A 23,332-nucleotide genomic window follows, 5' to 3' on the forward strand; every position below is an offset into this window, starting at 1 on the left:
ACCACTTACAAATTAGTAATATCAATATCTTAGTTCAATTTATTGAACGAGATACTATTGGTTCCGTGTAATTCATTACACGGTGGGTAAATTACGAAGATATAATCTTTTGTAACAGATTACCTGAACATGATATAACATCCGATACCTGACACCGCCCCTAACCAAAATACTTTTTCAGCAAACCCTATCTAAATCTTTATTGAAACAACTATAAATCTCTGATTTTAGGCTTAAAATAAAAAAAAAGGTTTAAGGAAATAGAGCAAAATGGTAGCACAAGTACAAATTTCCACCAATCATGAAGAAGAATTTATCACCAAACCTGATGTTAGTCATTTAATCACAGAGGATGATACACCCGTGGATAATTTTGGTTCAGCAAAACAACAAAGATTTTTAACCAGCATTCTTTATCATGCTAGAAAAGAAGTAACTTTTTTAGCCGATGCCAATGTTGGTATTTACGCTAGTCTGGGAAAACCTCCCATTGTGCCAGATTTTTTCTTGAGTTTGGGAGTTACTACTCCCAAAAATTTGTGGGAAAAAAATCACCGTTGTTATTTGGTGTGGGAATTTGGGAAAAGCCCCGAAGTTTGCCTCGAAATTGTCTCTAATAAAGTAGGGGGAGAATTAAGCGAAAAATTGAAAATTTATGAATATATGAGGGTGAGTTATTATATAGTTTATGATCCTCAACAACATTTAAGTAATAAGATTTTAAGAATATTTAAACTCACGGGCATCAATTATCAGGAAACTTCTGATACTTGGTTAGAAGGGGTTAATTTAGGATTGACTTTGTGGGAGGGAGAATTTGAAAGTTTTAGCGGTGTTTGGTTACGCTGGTGTGATGAAAATGGTAATTTATTGTTAACTGGAGATGAATCGGCTCAAAAAGCTACTTTAGAACAAAAAGAACAGCAAGAAAGAGCAGAAAAAGCGGAAAAAGAGTTACAAGAGTTACAAGAGAAACTGCGCCGTCAAGGTATAAATTTTGAATAGATAGGCTTTCTTGAGTAAGTAAAAAATAATCTGGTAACAAAGGGTTAAAACCTCTTGTTTAAATTTAGGTATTTTAGTTTTTATGAGATCTGAAAAATTAGTTTTATTCTTTTAAAAAAAGTATCTTCAATACTACGACTCATTCCTTATTCTTTATTTCCTAACTCGAGAAAACATCAGTTATTAATTCATCAACACCAAAAGCGGTAAAATTGATCATCATCAGATGATATTAAAACCAAATAAAATGACAGCATTAAATAACCATAAAAAAGCTAAAGCATTAAAACAAGGAAGCCAGCGCCCGGCAAAAGAGTTATGTAGCGAGTGCGGTTTATGCGATACTTATTATATTCACTACGTTAAAGAAGCCTGCGCTTTCATTAATCAACAGATTGCCGATTTAGAAGAAAAAGCACACGGGCGCAGTCGTAATCTTGACTCGGAAAATGACCTTTATTTTGGTGTGCATCAACAGATGATGGGCGCTAAGAAAAAAGAACCTATACCGGGCGCTCAATGGACTGGCATTGTGAGTACCATCGCCTGTGAAATGTTAACGCAGGGGCTAGTAGAAGGGGTTGTATGCGTTCAAAACAGCGATGAAGATCGTTTTCAACCTAAACCCATAATTGCCACCACTACAGAGGAAATTTTGGGGGCTAAGGTCAATAAACCCACTTTATCGCCTAATCTGTCGGTATTAGAACAAATCGAACAGTCAGGGATGAAAAGGTTATTGGTGATTGGCGTGGGTTGTCAAATTCAGGCACTGAGAGAAGTTGAGGATAAATTAGGTTTAGAAAAATTATATATTCTCGGTACGCCCTGTGTGGATAATGTGACGCGCGCTGGGCTACAAAAATTCTTGGAAACTACCAGCAAATCTCCTGACACAGTCATTGCTTACGAATTTATGCAGGATTTTCGGGTACATTTTAAGCATGAAGATGGCAGTGTAGAAAAAGTACCTTTTTTTGGCTTAAAAACCAATCAATTAAAAGACGTTTTTGCTCCTTCTTGTATGACTTGTTTTGACTATGTTAACTCTCTCGCTGATTTGGTGGTGGGGTATATGGGAGCGCCCTTCGGGTGGCAATGGATTGTCGTGCGCAACCACACAGGACAGGAGATGTTAGACTTAGTGCAAGATCAGCTAGAAACTCAACCTGTCATGTCCAAAGGGCAAAGAAAACAAGCCGTTCAAAATAGTATTCCAGCCTATGATCAAGGTGTTACATTACCCATGTGGGCAGCAAAATTAATGGGGGTAGTGATTGAAAAAGTAGGACCACAGGGATTAGAATATGCGAGATTTTCCATTGATTCCCACTTTACTCGCAATTATCTTTATGTTAAACGAAATTATCCCGAAAAACTATCAGCGCACGTCCCCGATTACGCCAAAAAAATAGTTTCTCAATATAAATTGCCTGATTAACCGACCGGGAAAAATTGAAGAGAGTGAAAATCAAGAGTAGAATGGAAGTATGGCAAATTTATTATGACTAATTATAATTATGAGTAACGATATATTATCTGACAATCGCAGTGGAGAAAAGGTCGAAATTTCCATGCACATTGACGCTGTTTTATTAGAAAAAATTAAACATTTAACCAATGACCCCAGTAAAGTGGTGGAAACCGCCCTCAAAGAATGGCTCAAGGGTGAGAGAAAACAAGATGATGAACTAACTCGTAGTCTGCGCCGTAATCCTCCTGTGCCACCACGGGGGGAATGGAATGACTAGAAAATCATTTAGTTATACGATCAACTATATGCCCATAGTAGCCAACATGAATTAATCTTGATGCTATAGAGGGACTTATCCAGCTCAATAAATAATGATAGTAAATAAAATTGAGTATAATTAATTGCCATAGTTTAGCCCATATGGGCGCTGAGTTGGTTTTTACTCAAGATAGTGACGGTAACTATCGAGCTTTTTTTTGGCAACCAACTAAAATACAACTAGACTTCTGCAATGATGGGGGGGAGGGCGCTGGTCAAAAATTTAAACCAATCCCCCTGTCTTCTTATCTCGAAAAAATCAGACGGGTAATAGCTAGGGGTATCCCAGAGCGCTGTTATCACATTTTTTCCTACGAAAATTTACAGTTTCCTTTTGAATTAATGATTACCCCCATCAAAAATCTTGAGGGGAAATTTGATTCGGTTTTTGTCACAGGATACTGCTTATCTTCCTCTGATTTTTCTCTCACCTCAAATTTAGCTTTACCCACCAACCCTGATCCTTTTCAAGTAGTATTGACTCGGATTGCCCGAAATATTCGTAGTACACTAGACCTAGAAACTATTTGGCAACAAACCGTTGATAGCATAGGAGAAGCCTTACAAGTAAGTCGTTGTCTTTTACTAGCGCCCTCCACCGATGCCAATTTTTTGGACGTAAAAGCTGAATATTGCCACACTTCCCATAATTCCCTACTAGGGCAAAGATTCGCCATCAATGATTATCAGTGTTTACAAGATGTTAGCCATCATCAAAAACCTTTTGTTTACCATCAAAATAATGACCATCAGTATCAATGCTTATCGGTTTTAATCGTAGGTACATTTTATCAAAAACAGCTAAACGGAGTCATTGCCCTTAACCAGTGTGATCGCACCAGATACTGGAGTGAAGCAGAATCAGAATTGATCCAAGAATTAGCAGAACAAGTGGGAACAGCCATCGCCCATGCTACCATTTATCAAAAACTAGAACAAGCCAATATTGAAGCCGAAAAAGCCTCTCAATTAAAAAGCGAATTTTTAGCTAGTACCAGCCACGAATTAAGAACCCCTTTAAATGGCATTTTAGGGTTTTTGCAGTTGGTTTTAGATGACATGGCAGATGATGAAGAAGAAGAAAAAGAATTTATTACTCAAGCCCATCGCTCGGCATTACACTTACTTAATTTGATTAATGATATTTTAGACATCGCCAAAATTGAAGCGAATAAAATTGAATTTAGATTCGATAATATTTCCCTTAATCAAATTTGTGAAGATGTTGCCAAATTTGCTCAAAGCCAAGCAGAAAAGAAGAATATTGAATTTCATTTCGATTTACCCACTACCTATGACCCCATTTTAATTTATTCAGATTATCAAAGACTACTGCAAGTTTTATTGAATGTAGTCGGTAACGCCTTTAAATTTACCCATGAAGGAGAAATTTCCCTAACCGTGGAAATTATTGCTAAAGCTATTCAATATAACGGCAAAAGTCTGCCCGGTTTAGTCAAAATGAGTATTGCCGATACTGGTATTGGAGTATCCTTAGAAAAACAAGAAAACCTCTTTGAGAAATTTTATCAGGTGGATGGCTCTAGGACAAAATCCACAGGAGGTACCGGATTAGGGTTAGCTATTTCTCGGCGCTTAATCGAATCCATGGGGGGAAGAATCTCTTTTTATAGTATGGGCGAGAGTCTTGGTTCTACTGTCACTTTGACAATTCCCCTTAGTCAGTTGCCAGTTATTCGGGGTTAATGAAATCAGCACCCCTCTGCTGAAAACAGTGAAAAAAAGGGGAGAAAAAAGAAAATATAATTTTCAGCGCCCTCCCCCGTCACCATGAGATTATAAACTTACGGTATAAGCATCAGTAACACCGCTTACCTTAATGATTTCAGATAAAACACCATCAGGTAAAGGATCATCAATACTTAACACCATCACTGCATCACCACGCACAATTTTGCGCCCTACTTGCATACTAGCGATATTGACGTTAAAACTTCCTAACAAAGTACCAATATTACCGATAATACCGGGGACATCACGGTGTAAAGTGAACAACATATAAGTATTAGGTGGCACATTGACAGGAAAACCATTAATACTGGTAATGCGAATCTCACCATCATTTAACAGCGCCCCTGTCACCGAGTGAGTACCTTTAGTACCAACTGCTTCAAGGTAAATAGAGTTACTATAGTCTTTGATACTAGCGTCTCTGGTTTCCACTAAGTGAATACCTCTTTCCTTCGCTTCGATACCAGCATTAACATAGTTAACTCTCTCCCGTAAGGCTTTGGATAATAAACCCTTGAGAGAAGCAATCACCAAAGGTTGACTATTATTATCGGCTAAATCCCCTTGTAATTTAACGTTGAGACTCTCTACCCTATCTCCAGCTAACTGCCCTACTAAATTCCCTAACGTTTCCGCTAAACGCATATAAGGGCGTAATTTTTCCATGACATCAGGGCTTAAACCGGGAATATTCACCGCACTACGAGCAGGAAGTCCGAGTAATACATCTCTAATTTGTTCTGCAACATCGATGGCCACATTAACTTGAGCTTCAGCAGTGGATGCACCAAGGTGAGGAGTAAGAATGATATTATCTAATTCTCTTAATTTTGATTCCCCTAACGGTTCAGATGCAAATACATCAAGGGCTGCCCCAGCAATTTGACCATTTTTCAGAGCTTCATAAAGGTCATTTTCTTCGATGATACCCCCCCGAGCGCAGTTGATGATACGGGCGCTGGGCTTCATTTTGGCTAAAGCCTCAGCATTAATTAAATTAGTGGTTTCTTTCGTTTTAGGAATATGCAGAGTAATATAATCTGATTCACTGAAAAGAATATCAAGATCAACTAAAGTGCAACCCAGTTGATTCGCTCTTTCTTGAGAAATAAACGGATCAAAAGCCAAAATTTTCATGCCCATGGCTTTACCCACTTTTGCTACATGAGAGCCAATTTTGCCTAATCCTACTACGCCAAGACTTTTTTTATAAACCTCAGAACCAATATACTTTTTACGATCCCACCTACTTTCTTTTACTGATTGGTTAGCGTCTGGAATATGACGAGAAAGAGATAGCATCATTGCCAAAGCGTGTTCGGCGGCGGCAATGGTGTTACCTTCAGGGGAGTTAACCACCACAATCCCTTTACGGGTAGCGGCAGCCACATCCACGTTATCAACCCCTACCCCAGCGCGCCCCACAATTTTTAAGTTTTCGGCAGATTCGATCACTTTTTGAGTAACCTGAGTGCCAGAACGAATCATCAGCGCGTCATACTGAGGGATAATCGCTATTAATTCATCTTCTGATAATCCTGTTTTAATATCAACTTCTGCTACTTGCTGCAGAATTTTAATCCCTACTTCATCGATGGGATCAGATACGAGAACTTTTGCCATAGTAAACTAAATATAATTGTTATTTTGGTGACATTTTGCTGTCTTTGTCATCTTATCAAAAACAGGTGTCAATCCTACAACTATCTAAGTTTCCTGAAAACCTAAAACAGTAAAATGCCTGAGAAGGGAAGGTTTCAGGTGAAATGCTTATAAATTAAAGAATTAAGCTAAATAGTTATTTTTCATAAGAGATTTACTAAATCTTAGATTTTCTATATAAAATGACATAAAAGGACAAATAAATAAAAAGTTTGTGAAAGTATTCGATTTCGGTTTCAGAAAAGTAATATTTGATGTACGATAAAGGGAGATTTTGGTTGCCCCTTTTGGGGAAGTACCTTACAAAAATAGGATAGTAATACTATTAACGCTTCCGTGGGTGAAGCAGTCTGTTAAATCAGATAACATAAGTGTCTTAAAAATATTTTTTAAGGCTTTGAGGGATACCTCCTTTTGAGTATTTTACTCAAATGCTATTGCAGTTTATTACGGTATATGCCGTTTTATTCTGCATAAACGTATCAGGATAGGCATCAGGTATCGGGTTAAATTTAACCTAATACCTGCTACCTGATACCTGACACCTTTATTTGATAAATGTGTGCGTAACGTCAGTTATAATAGTTCGTTACAAACTTTGATCCGAAACAATGCTATGAAACAATTTTTAGAGTCTGAAATCATCTCCACTTATGAAGAGTCAGAGGTGGTGATTCTACCGATTCCCTACGAGGTTACTACCACTTACCGCAAAGGATGCGAGTTTGGACCAGAAGCAGTTTTGATCGCCTCAGATCAATTAGAATGTTATGACGAAGAATTAGGAATGGAAACTTGTTTTCAAACCAAAATTTTCACCCATGATAATATTGCCGATACACGCCTCAATAATCAGTTAACGGCGGAAGAAATGTTATCTATTACCAGTGAAACGGTGAAAAAACTTGTTAAGGATGGTAAATTTGTGATTGGAGTGGGTGGAGAACACGCTATTACTACAGGCTTAGTACAAGGATATTTAAACAGTTTGGGAGAATCTTTTACTGTAGTGCAAATTGATGCCCATGGTGATATGCGCTACGAATTTGAAGGTTCAATTCATAATCATGCTTGTGTGATGCGTCGAGTTGTGGAGTTGGGTTTACCTACCTTACCTGTCGGCATTCGTGCAATTTGCAAGGAAGAAGCGGATTTAATTGAAGCTAAAAATATTCCTGTGATGTGGGCGCGCGCCATCTACCATAATTCTAATTGGATTGAGGAAGCCATTAATAATATTACTACGAAAAAAGTTTTTGTTACTATTGATTTAGATGGTTTAGACCCGGGTTTTATGCCGGGAGTTGGTACACCTGAACCGGGTGGCTTAGACTGGTATCAACTTTTGGGCTTCATGAGGGCAGTTTTTAGTAATTTTGAGGTGATTGGTTGTGACATCATGGAATTAGCGCCCACCAAAGATTCTGTAGTGTCTGAATTTACTGCGGCTAAGTTGATTTATAAGTTGATTGGCTACTGGGTAAATTCTAAAAAGTTTTAAGAAATGAGGGGAAAGGGAAGCAGAGGTAGAAGGGGAAGCAGAGGTAGAAAGGGAGGATAATTAATAGTTTTTAATTATTCATTATTCATTATTCATTATTCATTATTCATAAACTGTGCAAATTGACGTTATTACTTTATTTCCTGATTTTTTTACCTCAGCCATACAATGTAGCTTGCTGGGGAGGGCGCTGAAAAAAGAAATTGCTTCGGTTAATTTCATCAACCCTAGGGATTTTACCACGGACAAACATCACCAAGTAGATGATATTCCTTATGGTGGTGGAGTTGGCATGGTGTTGAAACCTGAACCAATTTTCTCGGCGGTGGAGTCTTTACCTGTGTTATCTCCTCGTGAGGTGATTTTATTAACTCCCCAAGGGGAAAAGTTAAATCAACCTTTACTAAAAGATTTGGCTTTTAATTATCGTCAATTAGTGTTAATTTGTGGACATTATGAAGGTATTGACGAGAGAGTTAAGCATTTGGTAACGAGGGAAGTTTCTTTGGGAGATTTTATTTTAACTGGGGGTGAAATTCCGGCTTTAACTCTCATTGATGGAGTAGTGCGCTTGTTACCCGGCACAGTGGGAAAACAGGCTTCTTTGGAGGAGGAAAGTTTTGAGAATGGGTTGCTGGATTATCCCCATTACACTCGCCCAGCGCACTTCAGACAGTGGGAAGTCCCTCTGGTGTTACGTTCTGGCAATCACAAAGCCATCGCCGATTGGCGCTATCAGCAACAGTTACAGGCAACTAAAGAAAAAAGACCAGATTTGCTTGAGGAGTTATGAATTATGAATTATGAATTATGAATTATAATCTTTCCTCTGCTACCCCTTCTCCCTCTGCTACCCCCTCTCCCTCTGCTTCCCCTTCTACCCCTGCTTCCCCTTCTACCTCTGCTTCCCCTTCTCCTGGTCCAAAACACCCATGATTTTGATGCCGACTTTGCTAAAACCATCAAATTGAAGGGCGCCGGTGATAATAACGGTAGCGTTGATAGTCTTGTAAAATTTGGTCATGATCAAAACAAAGATTTTTAGGAATTTCCCATAAATCAAAAATATTAACATTAAGGGCATCATCCTGCGCTTGGGGATTTCCTCTGGCTGTGGCAATATAAACAATGCTAATAGTATGTTTTCGTAGGTCTCGATTAGGATTAGAATAAACGTAAAATTGTTCTATTAGGGTGACATCAAGATTAGTTTCTTCTTTTGCCTCCCGGCGCGCGCTAACTTCAGCGCACTCCCCGTAATCCATAAACCCTCCCGGTATTGCCCACCCCAACGGTTCAAATTTTCTCTCGATGAGAATAATCGGGCGAGAAGGGCGATCGACCATTTCAATAATTATATCGACGGTGGGCGCTGGATTTTTATACATGAGACAATTAGGGTTTGCTGAAAAAGTATTTTGGTGAGGGGAGGTGTCAGGTTTCGGGTGTCAGGTTTCAGGTGAAATGCTTACAGATTAAAGAGTTAAGACATATTATAAGCCTTAAAAATATGCAAAATCACGCTTTTTTGAATAAAAATGCAGTTAAAATACAAAATTACATATACTACACGAGAACAGTAAAACCATAATTGTCAATTGTTAATCTGCCTCCCCTTGATATTAACCTCAAAATAAAGGTATTTTTTGATAAAATAAGATTGGATAAGTAACTTTTACTAACCATAACATAAAATATATCAAGCGTAATTCATGTCCAGAATCAAACGTCCTCCATATCCTCCCTTAGAAGTACATTTATTAAGAGAAGGAATTGTCGAATCAGTTCATCAGGTAGAAGTTACCGTCGCTGACGACAAAGGGCGCACCCTCTGTGTAGCTGGAAACCCCGAAACCGTAACTTTTACTCGCTCCGCATTAAAGCCATTTCAAGCCTTAGCAGTAACCAGTACAGGAGTATTAGAAAGATTTGATTTAACGGATCGAGATTTAGCAATAATGTGTGCTTCCCATCAGGGTACAATCGAACAGGCTAGACAAGTTTTTAATATCTTGTGGAAAGCAGATATTGATCCTACAACATTGAAATGCCCCATTCCAGAGGGAAAAGACAGCGCCCTCCAACATAATTGTTCAGGGAAACACGCTGGAATGTTAGCGGTTTGTCAACAAAGAAATTGGGATTTAGATAATTATTGCCATCGCTCTAATCCAGTACAGGCTTTGATTTTAAAGAAAATATCCGAACTATTATCCATGCCTTCGGCAGAATTGATGGCAGCACGGGATGATTGTGGTGTGCCGACTTATGCCCTACCCCTATCGCAAATTGCCACTTTATACGCTAAATTGGCTTGTGGTAGTCATATCGATTTAGAACGCATTGTACGTTCTATGACTCGTTATCCCCGTTTAATCGCCGGGGAGGGCGCTTTTGATACCGAGTTGATGTTGCTCACAGAAGGGGCGCTGGTGAGCAAATCGGGGGCTGAAGGGGTACAATGTATCGGTAATATCAGTCAGGATATGGGTTTAGCCATCAAAGTTTTGGATGGGGCGAAGCGCGCTAAATATGCCACAGCTATTCAAGTTTTAAAACAACTGGGGTGGATTTCTCTGAGTATGGCGGAAAAATTAGGGGATAAATTTATTCGTATCGATCAGTATAGACGCTTAGAAATTTTAGGAGAGTGTACTCTCGTTTAACTTACCCAGTTTTTTGATAACTTTTCTCCCTTTCATAAATTGTTTTATTCCACCCTGTATTCCCTTTCTCCCTCTGCTTCCCTGTCTCCACTTCTCAAAGATTAAAAATTAAGCTGTTGATATACTATCAATCCTAATTTAACCAGACAAAGAGATAAAAGGCTGAGGGCGCTGAGGGTGCTAATAGCAAAGCCCGGCATTCTTTTTTTAGCCTCAAGGGAATATCCCCAAGCATAGATAATCCTACCCACAACCCAAGTGCCACCAAGAATTATCCCCCATAACTCGCTAACGTAAGCAGAGAAAATCCATAATAGGGGTAAGAAAAAAATTAATTGTTCGAGGGTGTTTTGTTGCACTCTTACCACTCGCTCGAAATCCTCATTTCCCGTCATTGCCGGAGGCATAACCTGATATTTCATTCTTGCTCTACCCACATTAATGATAGTGGCAAAATACACTAATAGAGCTAATAAAGTAACAATACTTGCACCTAACAACATAATTTTTATTTTTAATGATTTCCTCACCTATTTTACAGCGCATTTCAGATGAATAAACCACGTTGTTTATTTTTCACCTTGATATACTAAAGACGCAACGCAAAGAGAATCTTTGTGAAAATCTATGGCGCGCCTAAATTATTTGTAGCTAATTCAGTCGTTGACATTTCATACAACTTCTTTACATTAGCGATGGAATACCCAATTAATATTGCGCAAAAACTGCAAAGGATTACTCATATTTTCAGCAAATCCCAAAATACCTTTATCCCTATGCTGATAAAGCAAATTTTGATTTTGATCAAATAAAAATGTCGCGCCCCTCTGGGTTAAATATCGTCCATCTTCGACATAAATATGCCAATTTGTCAAGACTTCAATCATATTTTTTAAGCGTAAAGTAGCTAATTCAAACGGGCGCTGATAATCTTGACCAACTTTATCGAATAAATTACCTTGAAAAGAGGGAAAAGGACTAATATTAATGGTCTCGTTACTGCTAAAAAGAGAAGGAGAATTTTTGTCACCAGTATAACCCCGTAAAACTTCCTTGAGAGTGCCGGGGCTACCAATTCCAGCGCACATCACCAGTAAATTAAACCATGCTTGTTGAGTAGGAGAAAGAAAAGGTAACTTAACTTGTAAACCCGGATAAAGTTCTAATTGTTGATGTAGAGAAGCCGTAGCATCCACAAATAAATGATCAGGATCAAAACCAGTATAATCGCAAAACTTTTGCCCAGCGCCCCTCGCCCCGATAGCTACTACCCTTAAAGCAATATTATTTTGAGCGAGTAAGGCTTTGTCACGCTGTAACCACCAAGCATATTCCATACTGTCAAAATCCCCTAACTGCGGTAAAACGATGATTAAAGCAGAGGAAGCAGTATGGCAACCTGTCATAATAGGCATCATTTGCCCATCACTAACTCTAACTCTGGAGGTATTAGCGAAAATTTCGTAAGATAATGTAAGCACTTCAATAATGAATAATTAATAATTAATAATAATTCTCCTTGTGTCCTTTTCACCTAAAATCAAAATAGTTTTATTTAACCAGAGGAAGAAACCTTAAACGAATACGATGATGATCTATTGTTACCACTGCACCTTTAAGTAAACTTTCTTCACACTTAGGTAAAACTGACAATAATAAATTTGTGAATGCTTGAGCTTTCAGTCTTTCAATGCAAATACGGATAACTGAAGGAAACTTTGCACCACTCAAGGCTAACAGGCTATGAAAATCAGCATCTAAAGTAACAATAACTCTCCTTTCTTGTTTCGCTTTTAACAAAATTTCCTCATCTTCTGCTGTGGCAAGTCCGATGTCTGCTACATGAATCGCATCAATTCCAGCATTCAATAAAAGTTTGGGTGCTGAACGGGGCAAACCTTGATCAAGCAACAGTTTTAACAACATTTTCTAAGTCGATAATTTGGTCATCTAAATAACTAGAAGCATATATTAATGCTTGTTGAATGTCCTGTTCTTCTAGTTCAGGAAATTCTTGATATAATTCGTTACGATCAGGATAAATAGCTAATAATTCTATAATTCGACGCACTGTTAAACGAAGATTTCTGATACAAGGTTGTCCATTCATTTGACGGGGATTATAAGTTATTCTATCTAGTTTCATTATTTTAATCGATGAGTTGACAATATCTATTAGGTTTGGTGTCTTTGTTTAAGATAACAATATTCTATTTCTTTCTAGTTTATTGATAATTAACTGATGTTACGCAAACATAGAATTAATTGTTGGTGTCGGGTGTCAGGCGTGAGGTTAAAGAATTGACAAGAAACTTATGTTTATTGATCTTTTTCTTGTACAAGAGTCTATTGAGGAAAGGGTTTTAAACCTGCTACCTGCTACCTGAAACCTTCCTTTCACCTAAAATCTAAAACCTGTTACCATAGCCTAGAGATGATTGTACAAAATTGACAGGAAAAGATGGACAGTTTTTTGGGTAAATTGAGGAATAATTGGCAATCAAAATTAATCATTGCTAGTAGCATTTTAACCCCTTGGGTAGCGGTGGAGGGCGCTGTTGCCATGGTAGGAGTGGTTTATAGTCAAGAAAACGCACCCCAATGGCAAGAAATTACCCAACGACTACAAAGCACAAAAATTGACTATTGCATCTTAGATACCCGTAACTGGCAAAGCCAAAGAGACTTAAACACCCTACAGGCTCTATTTATTCCCAACGTTAACAATATTAGCCCCAATCAAGCTCAATCCCTCGAATATTGGCTCAAAACAGGGGGAAAAATCATCGCTTCAGGTCCCGTTGGGCAATCCTCCCCCGATGAAGTCAAAAATAGTCTCAAAAAGATTTTAGGGGCGCAGTGGGGTTATCCCATGACTAGCCCTTCTAACCTAATTCCCACCGCTACTAACTTAGTCGATCAAAGGCTTTTAGCAGGTACTTTAATTGGTGGTGTCATTATTCCTGAAAATAATCAAATTGTCACCGAAGCATCGTGGTCATCCAATGGTAATCCCCCTGCCGTATTGCGTAGTAATAATACCACTTTTTTTGCTTGGCGCTGGGGTATCGATGAATTGACTAAACCTGAATTTGACACGGCTTGGCTTACCAAAGCACTACAAGATCATCGCATCAAATTAACAGGAAATAGCAACCCTAATCCTCAACCTTGTCAAAGCGCCCTTTTCCCCGCACCAAAAACCCCAGCGCCCTCCCCCGCACAATCTCAGGCAAAACCTACCACCATCGCCAGAAACGTCTCTAATCGAGAAGTAGAGCAAATGATGGCAGAATTAAGCGCCCTCACTTATCGAGTCGAAAACACCCTTATAAAAGGAGAAGCGAAAGAGGCGAGATATGATCAACCGATGACAGAAACCATCGCCCAAATGAATCAAATTGCTTCTAAAAATGTCGGTAAAGCGCCTGCAAGTAATTTCCGTTATGGCAACGACAGCGCCCACCAAGCCGTCATTCAAGCCCAAGAATTATTAAAAAACTTCCCCCAATTAGCAAGAACAAATTTCCCCGACGCGCGCCGACAGTGGCTTAATGCCAGACGAGATTTATGGGAAAATTACCCCACGGATCGTAATTTTGCTGAACCAGAAGTGAGGGCAATGTGGGTAGATCGAGGCACTATTGTCAAAGCGAAATCAAAAGCTGATTTAGTACATTTGTTCGACCGCATGGCAGAAGCTGGAATTAATACCGTATTTTTTGAAACCATTAACGCTGGTTATCCCATTTACCCTAGCACAGTAGCGCCCCAACAAAACCCCATGACCAGAGGTTGGGACCCACTCAAGGCATCCATTGAATTAGCGCACGAGCGTAATATGGAATTACACGCTTGGGCGTGGATTTTTGCAGTGGCAAATCAAGGGCATAATCGCCTTTTGGGTTTACCTGACAATCATTTAGGTCCTGTTTTGAGTCGTCATCCTTCTTGGGCGCTAAAGGATAAAAAAGGCGATATATTTAGTCGCACACCCGGTTTTCAAAAAGCCTTCATCGATCCTGCTAACCCCGAAGTGAGAAGATATTTACAACGGGTGTTGAGAGAAATTGCTCAAAATTATGACGTGGATGGCATACAATTCGACTACATTCGCTATCCTTTCCAAGATAGCTTCACCAAACAACAATATGGTTATACCAATAGCGCCCGTTGGTTATTTAAGCAAAAATATGGCGTTGATCCTCAAACCCTAACATCTTCTTCCCCATTGTGGTCACAATGGGCAAGGTTTCGCATGGAACAAGTGGATAGTTTTGTGGCGGAAACCTCTCAACAATTAAAAGAAATTAAACCAGATTTAACCATCTCGGCGGCAGTGTTTCCCACCGAGAGAAACGAGCGCCTGTGGACATTACAGCAAAATTGGGAGAGTTGGATTGCCAATAATTCCGTAGATTTAATGGTACTGATGACCTATGCTTTGGATACGGGCAGTTTTGAAAGTAGGGTACAATCAGTTAACGATTATTCTCTCACCAGTAACAGTTTAATTCTACCCGGTATTCGTTTATTGAAAGTTCCTTACGCTGAGGCATTGGATCAGATGCAGTTGTTGCGCAATTTGCCCAGTAGCGGTTTTGCCCTGTTTGCCTCAGAACATTTTGACCAAGATTTAGAGCGTATTTTAATTCAAACTCAAGGGCGCAACGGCACAAAAACTCCGCCTATTCCACATCGTCAACCTTTTGAGTCGGCTTCTTTGCGTTATCGGGCTTTGCAACAGGAATGGAATTTTTTATTACTTAATGACAAAATTAATATTAGTCCTTCTGCTTTGCAAGATTGGGCAAAAAATGCTGATACTCTCCGTAGTCATTTAGATATTTTGGCAAAAAACCCTAACCCTCAGAATTTACAACAAGCTAAAAGTAGTTTAGTTTATCTTCGTAGTCGTTTTCCCACTTATTTGCAACAGCATAACACGAATAATGTAAGGCAAGGGCGCTCTTGGTCTAATCGTCTTATTGCTATTGAAAATTTACTTAATTATGGCGAAGTTAGAAAAATTAATTAGGCTAAAAGGGCAAACGGGAGAAGGGGAAGCAGAGGGAGAAAGAATTTAGAATTTAGAATTTAGAATTTAGAAAATAATTACTTCTACATTCTTTCTATTGTCCATTGTCAATTATCAATTGTCCATTGTGAGCTAAGATTGTTACCATAAAAATGATGGCATAAAATTGTGATGGCATAAAATGGTTAGTCAACTGCAAAAAACTACTAAATCAGAGATTATTTATCCCGATAGTGATGGAAAACCGATGGCTGATAATACCCTCCAGTTTCGTTGGATTACTACCATAAAAAATAATTTAGATTGGTTATTTGCTGATAATCCCCAAGTATTTATCGCTGGTGATTTACTATGGTATCCCGTGGAGGGAGATAATAAACGGCGGTGTGCGCCGGATGCTATGGTAGTATTTGGTAGAGAAAAAGGTGAACGTGGTTCTTATCAACAATGGAAGGAAGATAACATTCCCCCCCAAGTAGTTTTTGAAATCCTCTCGCCGGGTAACACCCCAAAAGAAATGTATGGCAAACTTTTATTTTATCAACGTTATGGCGTGGAAGAATATTACATTTACAATCCTGATAAAAATGAATTAACAGGGTTTTTAAGACAAAATGATATTTTAGAAATGATTGATAATATCAATGATTGGCAAAGCCCACTTTTAGGTATTCGTTTTGAATTAAATCAACCTGAATTGAAGATTTATCACCCTAATGGTGAAGTTTTTTCTACCTATAATGAAGCACAACAAAAGCTATTAGAAGAAAGAGAAAAGGCGCAAAAAGAAAAAGAAAGGGCAGATAAATTAGAAGCAAAATTACGAGAACTAGGCATAAGTTTAGATGATATTAATAGTTAACTTTTAATAAAAACTAATATGGGATAATAAATTTCGCAATTATCCATTGTCCATTATCCATTGTCCATTGTCCATTATCTTTATGACTAATATTTTACCGCCGTGGAGGGCGCCCGTCGCCCGTGCTTTACATCGTAATCGTGCGCAGCCATTTAGCCGTTATTTACAATTAGCAACCGTTACCCCAGAGGGAATGCCTACTAATCGCACGGTAGTATTTCGGAGTTTTTATGGCGATAGTAATTATTTACAGATTATTACTGATATTAGAAGTGAAAAATATGAACATTTAAAATCTAATCCTTACGGCGAAATTTGTTGGTATTTTTGTAAAACTAGAGAGCAATTTAGACTCACAGGAAAAATAGATATAGTCACGGCAAAAACAGAAAATATAGAATGGCAAAAAGCACGAAAATTAATGTGGCAAAATATTAGTGATAACGCTAAAGTCCAGTTTTACTGGGAAACCCCTAAAGATTCATACAGAGAAGAAAGTACAGATAATGAATATGAAATTAACAAAGAATTACCTAATGATAACTTTTGCTTACTTTTATTTGCAGTGGAAAAAGTAGATCATTTAGAGTTAAGGGGAGAGCCACAAAATCGTTATCTATATAGTTTAGAAAATAATTCTCAATGGCAAGTAATAAGAGTTAATCCTTAAAAAAATCAAAGTTAAAGTAGGATTTTTTTACCTTTCGAGAAATACAGGCAAAATGCCTGTTTCACCATGTAAAAAATAGCGTTAAAATAGATAGTATTCTGATATGATAAACCCTAATAATTGTCAATTATCCATAAATTTTAGCTAATTCTCGGCGAATATCCAAGAAAATATCTCGGCGCAAATAAGGGTAATCCCCTACCCATAACTTATGACGGGGAATATAAACATCAGTAATATTAGCAATACGCATAAAATCAGGGTCATTTGATAATAACAAACCCTCCACAGCTTGACCACGATTAATAACTTTATGAATACGTTTTAACGGGCTAGAAATAGTAGCACGAAATCCACTTTTATCTCCTATTTCTAGGTTAATTTTTTTCTGTAAATTTTCCACAATAATTGCCCTACCCAACTTATCTAAAGCGGATGATTCATTTAAAACTTCTTCGGTGATATAAACATCTAAAACACGACCGCGCCAAAAACCCGTATAATTGTAGCGACGATACTTACGATTGCGCACACTACCCCAGTACACAGGGCTCCATAACCAGTATAACCCCGCAGTGACACGAAAAATGAGGGATAAACCCTCAGCGCCCTTCCCCAAAACAGCGCCGATTAACCAAAAGATTAAGATACCAATGAGAGAAATAAACAAGTTTTTCAGTAAAGTAGCAATATTAGCCCAATAGTAAGCGTATTGAGTGCCTGTAGCAACGGCTGGAATTAAGTCTTTGATGGCTTCTTTTTTTAGGGGGATTAACATTTTTTGATATTCTCCTCTCTTTCTAACCGAGCCAAAACTCGGTATTTTTCCCAGTTTTGATTATATTCTATTTTTTTACCTTCAAAAGATTGAAATATTTGACGATGTAATTCCAAGTAGATTCTGTTAAGAAATGATGTAATTTATGATATGTAATATCAATATTATTATCAGCAATTTGAGAAAGATTCTTTCGGCTAGACTCTCCTAATAAACCTCCTAAATAGTTTCTAAATTCCCGTTTCTGTGCTTTTGTTTTCAATAGTGGGTCAAATTTTTGAAAGCAACGATTGAAACATGGTGGCATGGAGGAAGATGTTGTTTCTTTCATAGCGACCTAAAATGATTACTATAAATAGTTTATACTTTAGTTTACCTTATTTCTTTGTTTAAGTATCGCTAATAAAAATAAGTCTTTTTGAAGTAAGTTAGATTGAACATTTTAGGCAATTCTTTCCTTAAATATTTAGTGAATTTATATATTAAAATTTCGTCGATCAATTCTTTAACAATTCATTACCCTTGACAACTGCGCTTTTTCAGCAACCCTTGCTTAAGCACTTCATAGCAATTCTTGAGAAAACATTAACTATTGATAAAACTATTGAATCTAAAAAAAAGCGGTGCTAGACTGAAGGCAAATACTAAAGGTATATGGCATTATGGTTCAAACTCCGACACAATCAATTCAAGAACCTCTCATCTTAGATACTGAGGAATTACGCAAAATCGATGCTTACTGGCGCGCCTGTAATTACCTTGCTGTGGGCATGATTTATTTGCGAGATAACCCGCTACTCAAAGAAACTTTACAACCTGAGCATATCAAGTATAGGTTATTAGGACACTGGGGATCAAGTCCGGGTTTGAGTTTCGTTTATGTCCATGTCAACCGCTTGATTAATAAATATGATCTTAACATGGTCTATTTAGCAGGACCCGGACATGGGGCGCCGGGTGTCCTTGCTCCAGTTTACCTAGAAGGCACATATTCTGAGATTTATCCTGATAAAAGCATGGATGCGGAAGGAATGCGCAAGTTTTTTAAACAGTTTTCCTTCCCCGGTCATATTGGCAGTCATGTTACCCCTGAAACCCCCGGTTCAATTCATGAAGGGGGCGAATTGGGTTATAGCGTTTCCCATGCCTATGGTGCGGTTTTAGATAACCCTGATCTCATTTCTGTGGTGATGGTGGGGGATGGTGAGTCGGAAACTGGCCCTCTAGCCACTTCATGGCATTCCAATAAATTTATCAATCCCATTCGTGATGGTGCTGTATTACCCATACTACATTTAAACGGCTATAAAATCGCTAATCCTACTATCCTATCGAGGATTTCCCATGAGGAGTTGAGGGCGCTGTTTGTGGGTTATGGTTATGAACCTTATTTTGTAGAAGGGGATAATCCAATGACCATGCACCAAAAAATGGCTCAAACCCTCGAAGATTGTGTTTTGAGAATTAGGGAAATTCAAGAAGAAGCGCGCGCCACCGGTATCCCCAAACGTCCGAGATGGCCCATGATCGTTTTTCGTTCCCCCAAAGGTTGGACAGGTCCAAAAGAGGTGGATGGCAAGAAAATGGAAGGTTTCTGGCGCTCTCACCAAGTACCCATGGGGGAAATGCAGAATAATGCCGAACATTTGCACCTCCTTGAGGAGTGGATGAAAAGTTATAAACCTGAAGAATTATTCGATGCCAACGGTACTTTAATCCCCGAATTGCAAGAATTAGCACCGAAAGGCGCGCGCCGTATGAGTGCCAATCCCATTGCTAATGGTGGATTATTGCGCAAAGATTTAGATTTGCCAGACTTCAAAACTGCTACTTATGTAATACAAATGACTGAGCCGGGTAAGGTAGAAGTAGAAAACACTAAAGTGATGGGTTACTTTTTACGGGATGTCATGGCGCGCAATATGAATAGTTTTAGGGTATTTGGACCTGATGAAACCGCTTCCAATCGCCTCCATCCCATCTATGAAGTATCCAAAAAAGTTTGGATGGCGGACTATTTACCTGAAGATGAAGACGGCGGTGAATTATCCCCTGATGGGCGCGTCATGGAGATGTTAAGCGAACACACCCTCGAAGGTTGGTTAGAAACTTATCTCTTAACTGGTCGTCATGGCTTATTCCACACTTACGAAGCCTTCGCCCATGTTATAGATTCTATGTTCAATCAACACGCTAAATGGTTGGATATTTCCAAAAATCATGTGCCTTGGCGCGCGCCGGTTTCCTCTCTCAATATTTTGTTATCATCCACCGTATGGCGACAAGATCATAACGGATTTTCTCACCAAGACCCCGGTTTTGTGGATTTAGTCACTAATAAAAGTGCCGATGTGACGAGGGTTTATTTTCCCCCTGATGCTAACTGTTTGTTGAGTGTTATCGATCACTGCTTGCGCAGTAAGGATTATGTGAACGTTATTGTAGCGGATAAACAAAGGCATTTACAATACTTGAATATTGATGATGCGGTGAAACATTGTACTAAAGGCATCGGTATTTGGGATTGGGCGAGTAATGATCATGATCAAGGTAAGGCAAATGAACCAGATGTGGTGATGGCTTGTTGCGGTGACGTGCCTACCATGGAATCTTTGGCAGCTACGGCGATTTTACGGGAAGAATGCCCTGATCTCAAAGTGCGCTTTATTAATGTGGTGGATTTGTTTAAGTTACAGGATGAAAAAGAACATCCCCACGGTTTATCTCGCCGAGATTTTGCTACTTTATTCACGGACGACAAGCCGATTATTTTCAATTTCCATGGCTATCCTTGGTTAATCCATAAATTAGCTTATCGTCATCATAATCCAGATCGTCTTCATGTGCGTGGTTACAAGGAAGAAGGTAATATTAATACTCCTCTGGAATTGGCCATTAAAAACCAAATTGATCGTTTTAATCTGGTTATTGATGTCATCGACAGAGTACCTAAATTGGGATCCCGCGCTGGTTATCTCAAGGAGATGATGAAAAATGAAATTATCGATAACCTTAATTATGCTCATACTCACGGTATCGATAAAAATGAAATGACCCATTGGAAATGGCCTTATTAATTACGATTAGCAAGGGGTTTAAACCCCTTGACACCTTGCTTTGAACCTTAACTTCTAACCAATGACATAGACCAAACTATGATATATTAGAAATTAATATTTAATACCTAAATAATATTTTTCCTAGTCATATTATATTGTCAAATAAATGGAATTTGCTGAACCAGAAAAAGAGTTAGTAGATGATAATCTAAGCATTAAAGAATCTCAAGAAAATGCTTTTTTAACAGTTTTAAAAAATTTTAACTTTGTTAATCTTTGGATTGGACAAATTTTTTCTCAATTGGCAGATAAAATTTACTTAGTTTTAATGGTCGCTATTATCACTAATTCATTTCATAATGAGGGTGAAACTATCAGTAATTGGGTGTCTGCGGTGATGATTGCTTTTACGATTCCAGCTATTTTATTCGGTTCTTTAGCTGGTGTTTATGTGGATCGTTGGTATAAAAAAGCTGTTTTAATTCTCTCTAACTTGGGACGAGGGGCGCTGGTTTTTCTAATTCCTTTTGTGCTTATTAATAACAATACCAATGGCATCTGGTTAAATTTTCCCATTAAATTTTGGATACTTTTAGTCTTAACTTTTTTAGTTTCTACTTTGACTCAATTCTTTGCTCCAGCAGAGCAATCTTTTTTACCTCTCATTGTCAAAAAAAGAAATCTTTTAGCTGCCAATTCTATTTACACTACAACCATGATGGCGATGGTTATTTTCGGTTTTGCCATTGGTAATCCTTTACTAGATTTGGTGGCAAATTGGGGAAATCGTTTTTCTTTTGATTATAGTCAAGAATTGTTGGTGGGAGGAGGTTATACTCTAGCTGGATTGGTGCTGATTTTAGTCAAAAGTAAGGAAAAAGACAAAGATCGACAAATGCAGGTTAATCATCCTTGGCAGGATATAAAAGAAGGTATTAATTATCTACGTCAAAATGATCGAGTGCGCAATGCGTTATTTCAATTAGTGATTCTTTTTTCTATTTTTGCTGCCCTTGCTGTGTTGGCGGTAAGTTTAGCTGATCAAATTCCTCAACTGGAGGCGGAAGAATTTGGTTATCTCCTTGCTTCGGCTGGATTTGGTATTGCTGTGGGCGCTACGTTTGTCACCCAACAAGGACATTCTCTAAGTCATGGTAAGTTGAGTTTTTATGGTTCAATGGGTATGGCAGGGGCGCTGATTGGTTTATCTTTTTCTACGGGTAGCCTAATTCTGGCTTTGCTGATGACGGTATTAGTGGGATGTTTTGCGGCGCTGATTGGTGTGCCGATGCAGACTACTATTCAATCAGAAACACCTCCAGCTATGCGCGGAAAAGTCTTTGGTTTGCAAAATAATGCGGTTAATATTGCTCTTTCTTTACCTCTTGCATTAGCTGGAATTGCGGAAACTGTATGGGGGTTGCCTACGGTGTTATTTATCCTTGCTTTATTTTCTTTGGGTAGTGGTGTTTTAAGTTCTCGTGTCTAGGCTTTTTGATCTCGGTGGAGGGCGCCCTTCACCATATTTACAATCTCTTGATTTTAAAAATGATGATTGATTGGCTAATTTGATGAGTGTGTAAATGATTTTAGCGGTGGGCATTACCCACCTTGCCACCTTTAGGAATTTTGTAAGGCACTTTTGCGCTTTGCTTCTTCCACAGGATTCATTTTTTGCTCTAACCACTTAAAAACAAAAGAAGATAAAGTAGTTAAACAGAGATAAACTAAAGCGACAGCAAGATAAACTTGAAAGGCTTGAAAAGTACTAGCCACGATTAATTGCCCTTCTCGGAATAACTCGGCAAAACCAATGACCGCCACCAAACTGGTATCCTTAATCAGAGTGATAAACTCATTGCCCAACGGAGGTAAAACACGGCGAAAGGCTTGAGGCATAATAACCTCTTTCAGAGTTTGTAGTCGATTCATGCCCAACGCTTCACAGGCTTCCCATTGCCCTTTATCAATGGATTCAATACCGCCCCTGATAATTTCTGCTAAATAAGCCGCCACATTCAAACTCAAGGCAATTACCGCTGCAGGAAAACGCTCTAAACTCCACTGTAAGCCGATACCTTGAAAAAAAGCAGGAAGTCCAAAATAAATAATAAATAACTGTACCAACATTGGTGTACCCCTGAAAAATTCTACATAAATGCGTAAAATATTTTTCACGATAAGATTATGAGAAATTAACCCAAAAGCGATCAATGAAGCACCAATGAAGCCAAAAAAGATCGAACAAGCTGTTAAGATCAAGGTGATGAGGGCGCCTTGAGGTAATCCTTGGGTAAGTAAACTTAACACCGATTGACGACTACCATCCCCAAGAGGATTAGTGGCAAAATCAGTAGAAGTTGTGCCAATTAAAGAAGGGGCAATCAATGGTAAAACGAAAGGCTCACCAGCAAACCATTTCTGATAAATTTCGTTATAAGTGCCATTGCGTAAAATTTGAACGTTCGTTGCGACAGTCCTCAATCTCAGCGAAGCGGATTGGGGAAGGATAGCGACACCCTTATTTATTTCCCCCCTTCTTGATTT

The 23,332-nt window shown here is 38.5% G+C and carries 19 protein-coding genes and 2 pseudogenes; 12 read left to right on the plus strand and 9 right to left on the minus strand.

What is annotated here, in order from left to right:
• Window positions 1-270: 270 nt before the first annotated feature.
• The 4 genes from IGQ45_09230 to IGQ45_09245 all read left to right on the plus strand — a co-directional run bounded on the left by IGQ45_09230 (window position 271) and on the right by IGQ45_09245 (window position 4,504).
• Window positions 271-1,005: a Uma2 family endonuclease gene (locus IGQ45_09230; protein MBF2057390.1), complete on the plus strand. Its 735-nt coding sequence runs from the start codon at window positions 271-273 to the stop codon at window positions 1,003-1,005.
• A 247-nt stretch (window positions 1,006-1,252) separates the two neighbouring features.
• A complete protein-coding gene (locus IGQ45_09235; GenBank protein MBF2057391.1) occupies window positions 1,253-2,446 on the plus strand; it encodes a Coenzyme F420 hydrogenase/dehydrogenase, beta subunit C-terminal domain in 1,194 nt (397 codons plus the stop codon).
• Window positions 2,447-2,525: 79 nt separating this feature from the next.
• Entirely contained in the window at window positions 2,526-2,756 is a 231-nt protein-coding gene (locus IGQ45_09240) for a type II toxin-antitoxin system CcdA family antitoxin (protein ID MBF2057392.1), read from the plus strand.
• 104 nt (window positions 2,757-2,860) lie between these two features.
• Window positions 2,861-4,504, plus strand: coding sequence for a GAF domain-containing sensor histidine kinase (locus IGQ45_09245; protein MBF2057393.1), 1,644 nt, complete (start codon window positions 2,861-2,863; stop codon window positions 4,502-4,504).
• A gap of 90 nt (window positions 4,505-4,594) precedes the next feature.
• Here IGQ45_09245 and IGQ45_09250 read toward each other — a convergent pair whose 3' ends face one another.
• Window positions 4,595-6,172: a phosphoglycerate dehydrogenase gene (locus IGQ45_09250; GenBank protein MBF2057394.1), complete on the minus strand. Its 1,578-nt coding sequence runs from the start codon at window positions 6,170-6,172 to the stop codon at window positions 4,595-4,597.
• Window positions 6,173-6,827: 655 nt separating this feature from the next.
• Between IGQ45_09250 and speB the strand changes: the two genes are divergently transcribed.
• Complete coding sequence (speB, locus tag IGQ45_09255) at window positions 6,828-7,712, plus strand: agmatinase (GenBank protein MBF2057395.1); 885 nt, start codon at window positions 6,828-6,830, stop codon at window positions 7,710-7,712.
• Window positions 7,713-7,827: 115 nt separating this feature from the next.
• Window positions 7,828-8,505 (plus strand): tRNA (guanosine(37)-N1)-methyltransferase TrmD, encoded by a 678-nt coding sequence (trmD, locus tag IGQ45_09260; GenBank protein ID MBF2057396.1) that lies wholly within the window; start codon window positions 7,828-7,830, stop codon window positions 8,503-8,505.
• A 169-nt stretch (window positions 8,506-8,674) separates the two neighbouring features.
• On the opposite strand, the gene IGQ45_09265 is transcribed toward trmD, so the two are convergent.
• Window positions 8,675-9,100, minus strand: coding sequence for an NUDIX hydrolase (locus IGQ45_09265; GenBank protein MBF2057397.1), 426 nt, complete (start codon window positions 9,098-9,100; stop codon window positions 8,675-8,677).
• A gap of 324 nt (window positions 9,101-9,424) precedes the next feature.
• Between IGQ45_09265 and IGQ45_09270 the strand changes: the two genes are divergently transcribed.
• A complete protein-coding gene (locus IGQ45_09270; GenBank protein ID MBF2057398.1) occupies window positions 9,425-10,378 on the plus strand; it encodes an asparaginase in 954 nt (317 codons plus the stop codon).
• 101 nt (window positions 10,379-10,479) lie between these two features.
• Here the strand turns inward: IGQ45_09270 and IGQ45_09275 are convergent, their stop codons facing one another.
• The 4 genes from IGQ45_09275 to IGQ45_09290 all read right to left on the minus strand — a co-directional run bounded on the left by IGQ45_09275 (window position 10,480) and on the right by IGQ45_09290 (window position 12,524).
• The gene (locus IGQ45_09275) at window positions 10,480-10,881 is read right to left on the minus strand and encodes an MAPEG family protein (GenBank protein ID MBF2057399.1); all 402 of its coding nucleotides are present in this window, start codon (window positions 10,879-10,881) and stop codon (window positions 10,480-10,482) included.
• Between the two features lie 186 nt (window positions 10,882-11,067).
• Complete coding sequence (locus tag IGQ45_09280; protein ID MBF2057400.1) at window positions 11,068-11,796, minus strand: hypothetical protein; 729 nt, start codon at window positions 11,794-11,796, stop codon at window positions 11,068-11,070.
• A gap of 133 nt (window positions 11,797-11,929) precedes the next feature.
• On the minus strand, window positions 11,930-12,304 hold the full coding sequence (locus tag IGQ45_09285; GenBank protein MBF2057401.1) for a DUF5615 family PIN-like protein: 375 nt from the start codon (window positions 12,302-12,304) through the stop codon (window positions 11,930-11,932).
• Complete coding sequence (locus IGQ45_09290; GenBank protein MBF2057402.1) at window positions 12,282-12,524, minus strand: DUF433 domain-containing protein; 243 nt, start codon at window positions 12,522-12,524, stop codon at window positions 12,282-12,284. Before IGQ45_09290 ends, IGQ45_09285 begins: the two co-directional genes overlap by 23 nt.
• A 315-nt stretch (window positions 12,525-12,839) precedes the next feature.
• Between IGQ45_09290 and IGQ45_09295 the strand changes: the two genes are divergently transcribed.
• From IGQ45_09295 to IGQ45_09305, 3 genes are all read left to right on the plus strand, one after another.
• Window positions 12,840-15,416, plus strand: a complete 2,577-nt coding sequence (locus IGQ45_09295; protein MBF2057403.1) for a family 10 glycosylhydrolase — start codon at window positions 12,840-12,842, stop codon at window positions 15,414-15,416.
• Between the two features lie 181 nt (window positions 15,417-15,597).
• Window positions 15,598-16,278: a Uma2 family endonuclease gene (locus IGQ45_09300; GenBank protein ID MBF2057404.1), complete on the plus strand. Its 681-nt coding sequence runs from the start codon at window positions 15,598-15,600 to the stop codon at window positions 16,276-16,278.
• Window positions 16,279-16,360: 82 nt separating this feature from the next.
• Window positions 16,361-16,948, plus strand: coding sequence for a pyridoxamine 5'-phosphate oxidase family protein (locus tag IGQ45_09305; protein MBF2057405.1), 588 nt, complete (start codon window positions 16,361-16,363; stop codon window positions 16,946-16,948).
• A gap of 127 nt (window positions 16,949-17,075) precedes the next feature.
• Here the strand turns inward: IGQ45_09305 and IGQ45_09310 are convergent, their stop codons facing one another.
• Window positions 17,076-17,726, minus strand: coding sequence for a phosphate ABC transporter permease (locus IGQ45_09310; GenBank protein ID MBF2057406.1), 651 nt, complete (start codon window positions 17,724-17,726; stop codon window positions 17,076-17,078).
• Between the two features lie 109 nt (window positions 17,727-17,835).
• Window positions 17,836-18,057 (minus strand): annotated as a pseudogene (locus tag IGQ45_09315) (transposase).
• Window positions 18,058-18,388: 331 nt separating this feature from the next.
• Here IGQ45_09315 and IGQ45_09320 point away from each other — a divergent pair.
• A complete protein-coding gene (locus IGQ45_09320) occupies window positions 18,389-20,803 on the plus strand; it encodes a phosphoketolase family protein (protein MBF2057407.1) in 2,415 nt (804 codons plus the stop codon).
• Window positions 20,804-20,951: 148 nt separating this feature from the next.
• Entirely contained in the window at window positions 20,952-22,274 is a 1,323-nt protein-coding gene (locus IGQ45_09325; GenBank protein MBF2057408.1) for an MFS transporter, read from the plus strand.
• Between the two features lie 131 nt (window positions 22,275-22,405).
• On the opposite strand, the pseudogene IGQ45_09330 reads toward IGQ45_09325, so the two are convergent.
• Window positions 22,406-23,245 (minus strand): annotated as a pseudogene (locus IGQ45_09330) (ABC transporter permease subunit).
• Window positions 23,246-23,332 lie beyond the last annotated feature (87 nt).

It is taken from the genome of Cyanobacterium sp. T60_A2020_053, assembly GCA_015272165.1.
Classification (GTDB): Bacteria; Cyanobacteriota; Cyanobacteriia; order Cyanobacteriales; family Cyanobacteriaceae; genus Cyanobacterium.

Coding starts and splice junctions, on each gene's coding strand:
- IGQ45_09230 (MBF2057390.1), top strand. CDS start 271: ATGGTAGCACAAGTACAAATTTCCACCAATCATGAAGAAGAATTTATC.
- IGQ45_09235 (MBF2057391.1), top strand. CDS start 1,253: ATGACAGCATTAAATAACCATAAAAAAGCTAAAGCATTAAAACAAGGA.
- IGQ45_09240 (MBF2057392.1), top strand. CDS start 2,526: ATGAGTAACGATATATTATCTGACAATCGCAGTGGAGAAAAGGTCGAA.
- IGQ45_09250 (MBF2057394.1), bottom strand. CDS start 6,172: ATGGCAAAAGTTCTCGTATCTGATCCCATCGATGAAGTAGGGATTAAA.
- speB (MBF2057395.1), top strand. CDS start 6,828: ATGAAACAATTTTTAGAGTCTGAAATCATCTCCACTTATGAAGAGTCA.
- IGQ45_09265 (MBF2057397.1), bottom strand. CDS start 9,100: ATGTATAAAAATCCAGCGCCCACCGTCGATATAATTATTGAAATGGTC.
- IGQ45_09270 (MBF2057398.1), top strand. CDS start 9,425: ATGTCCAGAATCAAACGTCCTCCATATCCTCCCTTAGAAGTACATTTA.
- IGQ45_09275 (MBF2057399.1), bottom strand. CDS start 10,881: ATGTTGTTAGGTGCAAGTATTGTTACTTTATTAGCTCTATTAGTGTAT.
- IGQ45_09280 (MBF2057400.1), bottom strand. CDS start 11,796: ATGATGCCTATTATGACAGGTTGCCATACTGCTTCCTCTGCTTTAATC.
- IGQ45_09285 (MBF2057401.1), bottom strand. CDS start 12,304: ATGTTGTTAAAACTGTTGCTTGATCAAGGTTTGCCCCGTTCAGCACCC.
- IGQ45_09290 (MBF2057402.1), bottom strand. CDS start 12,524: ATGAAACTAGATAGAATAACTTATAATCCCCGTCAAATGAATGGACAA.
- IGQ45_09295 (MBF2057403.1), top strand. CDS start 12,840: ATGGACAGTTTTTTGGGTAAATTGAGGAATAATTGGCAATCAAAATTA.
- IGQ45_09300 (MBF2057404.1), top strand. CDS start 15,598: ATGGTTAGTCAACTGCAAAAAACTACTAAATCAGAGATTATTTATCCC.
- IGQ45_09305 (MBF2057405.1), top strand. CDS start 16,361: ATGACTAATATTTTACCGCCGTGGAGGGCGCCCGTCGCCCGTGCTTTA.
- IGQ45_09310 (MBF2057406.1), bottom strand. CDS start 17,726: ATGTTAATCCCCCTAAAAAAAGAAGCCATCAAAGACTTAATTCCAGCC.
- IGQ45_09320 (MBF2057407.1), top strand. CDS start 18,389: ATGGTTCAAACTCCGACACAATCAATTCAAGAACCTCTCATCTTAGAT.
- IGQ45_09325 (MBF2057408.1), top strand. CDS start 20,952: ATGGAATTTGCTGAACCAGAAAAAGAGTTAGTAGATGATAATCTAAGC.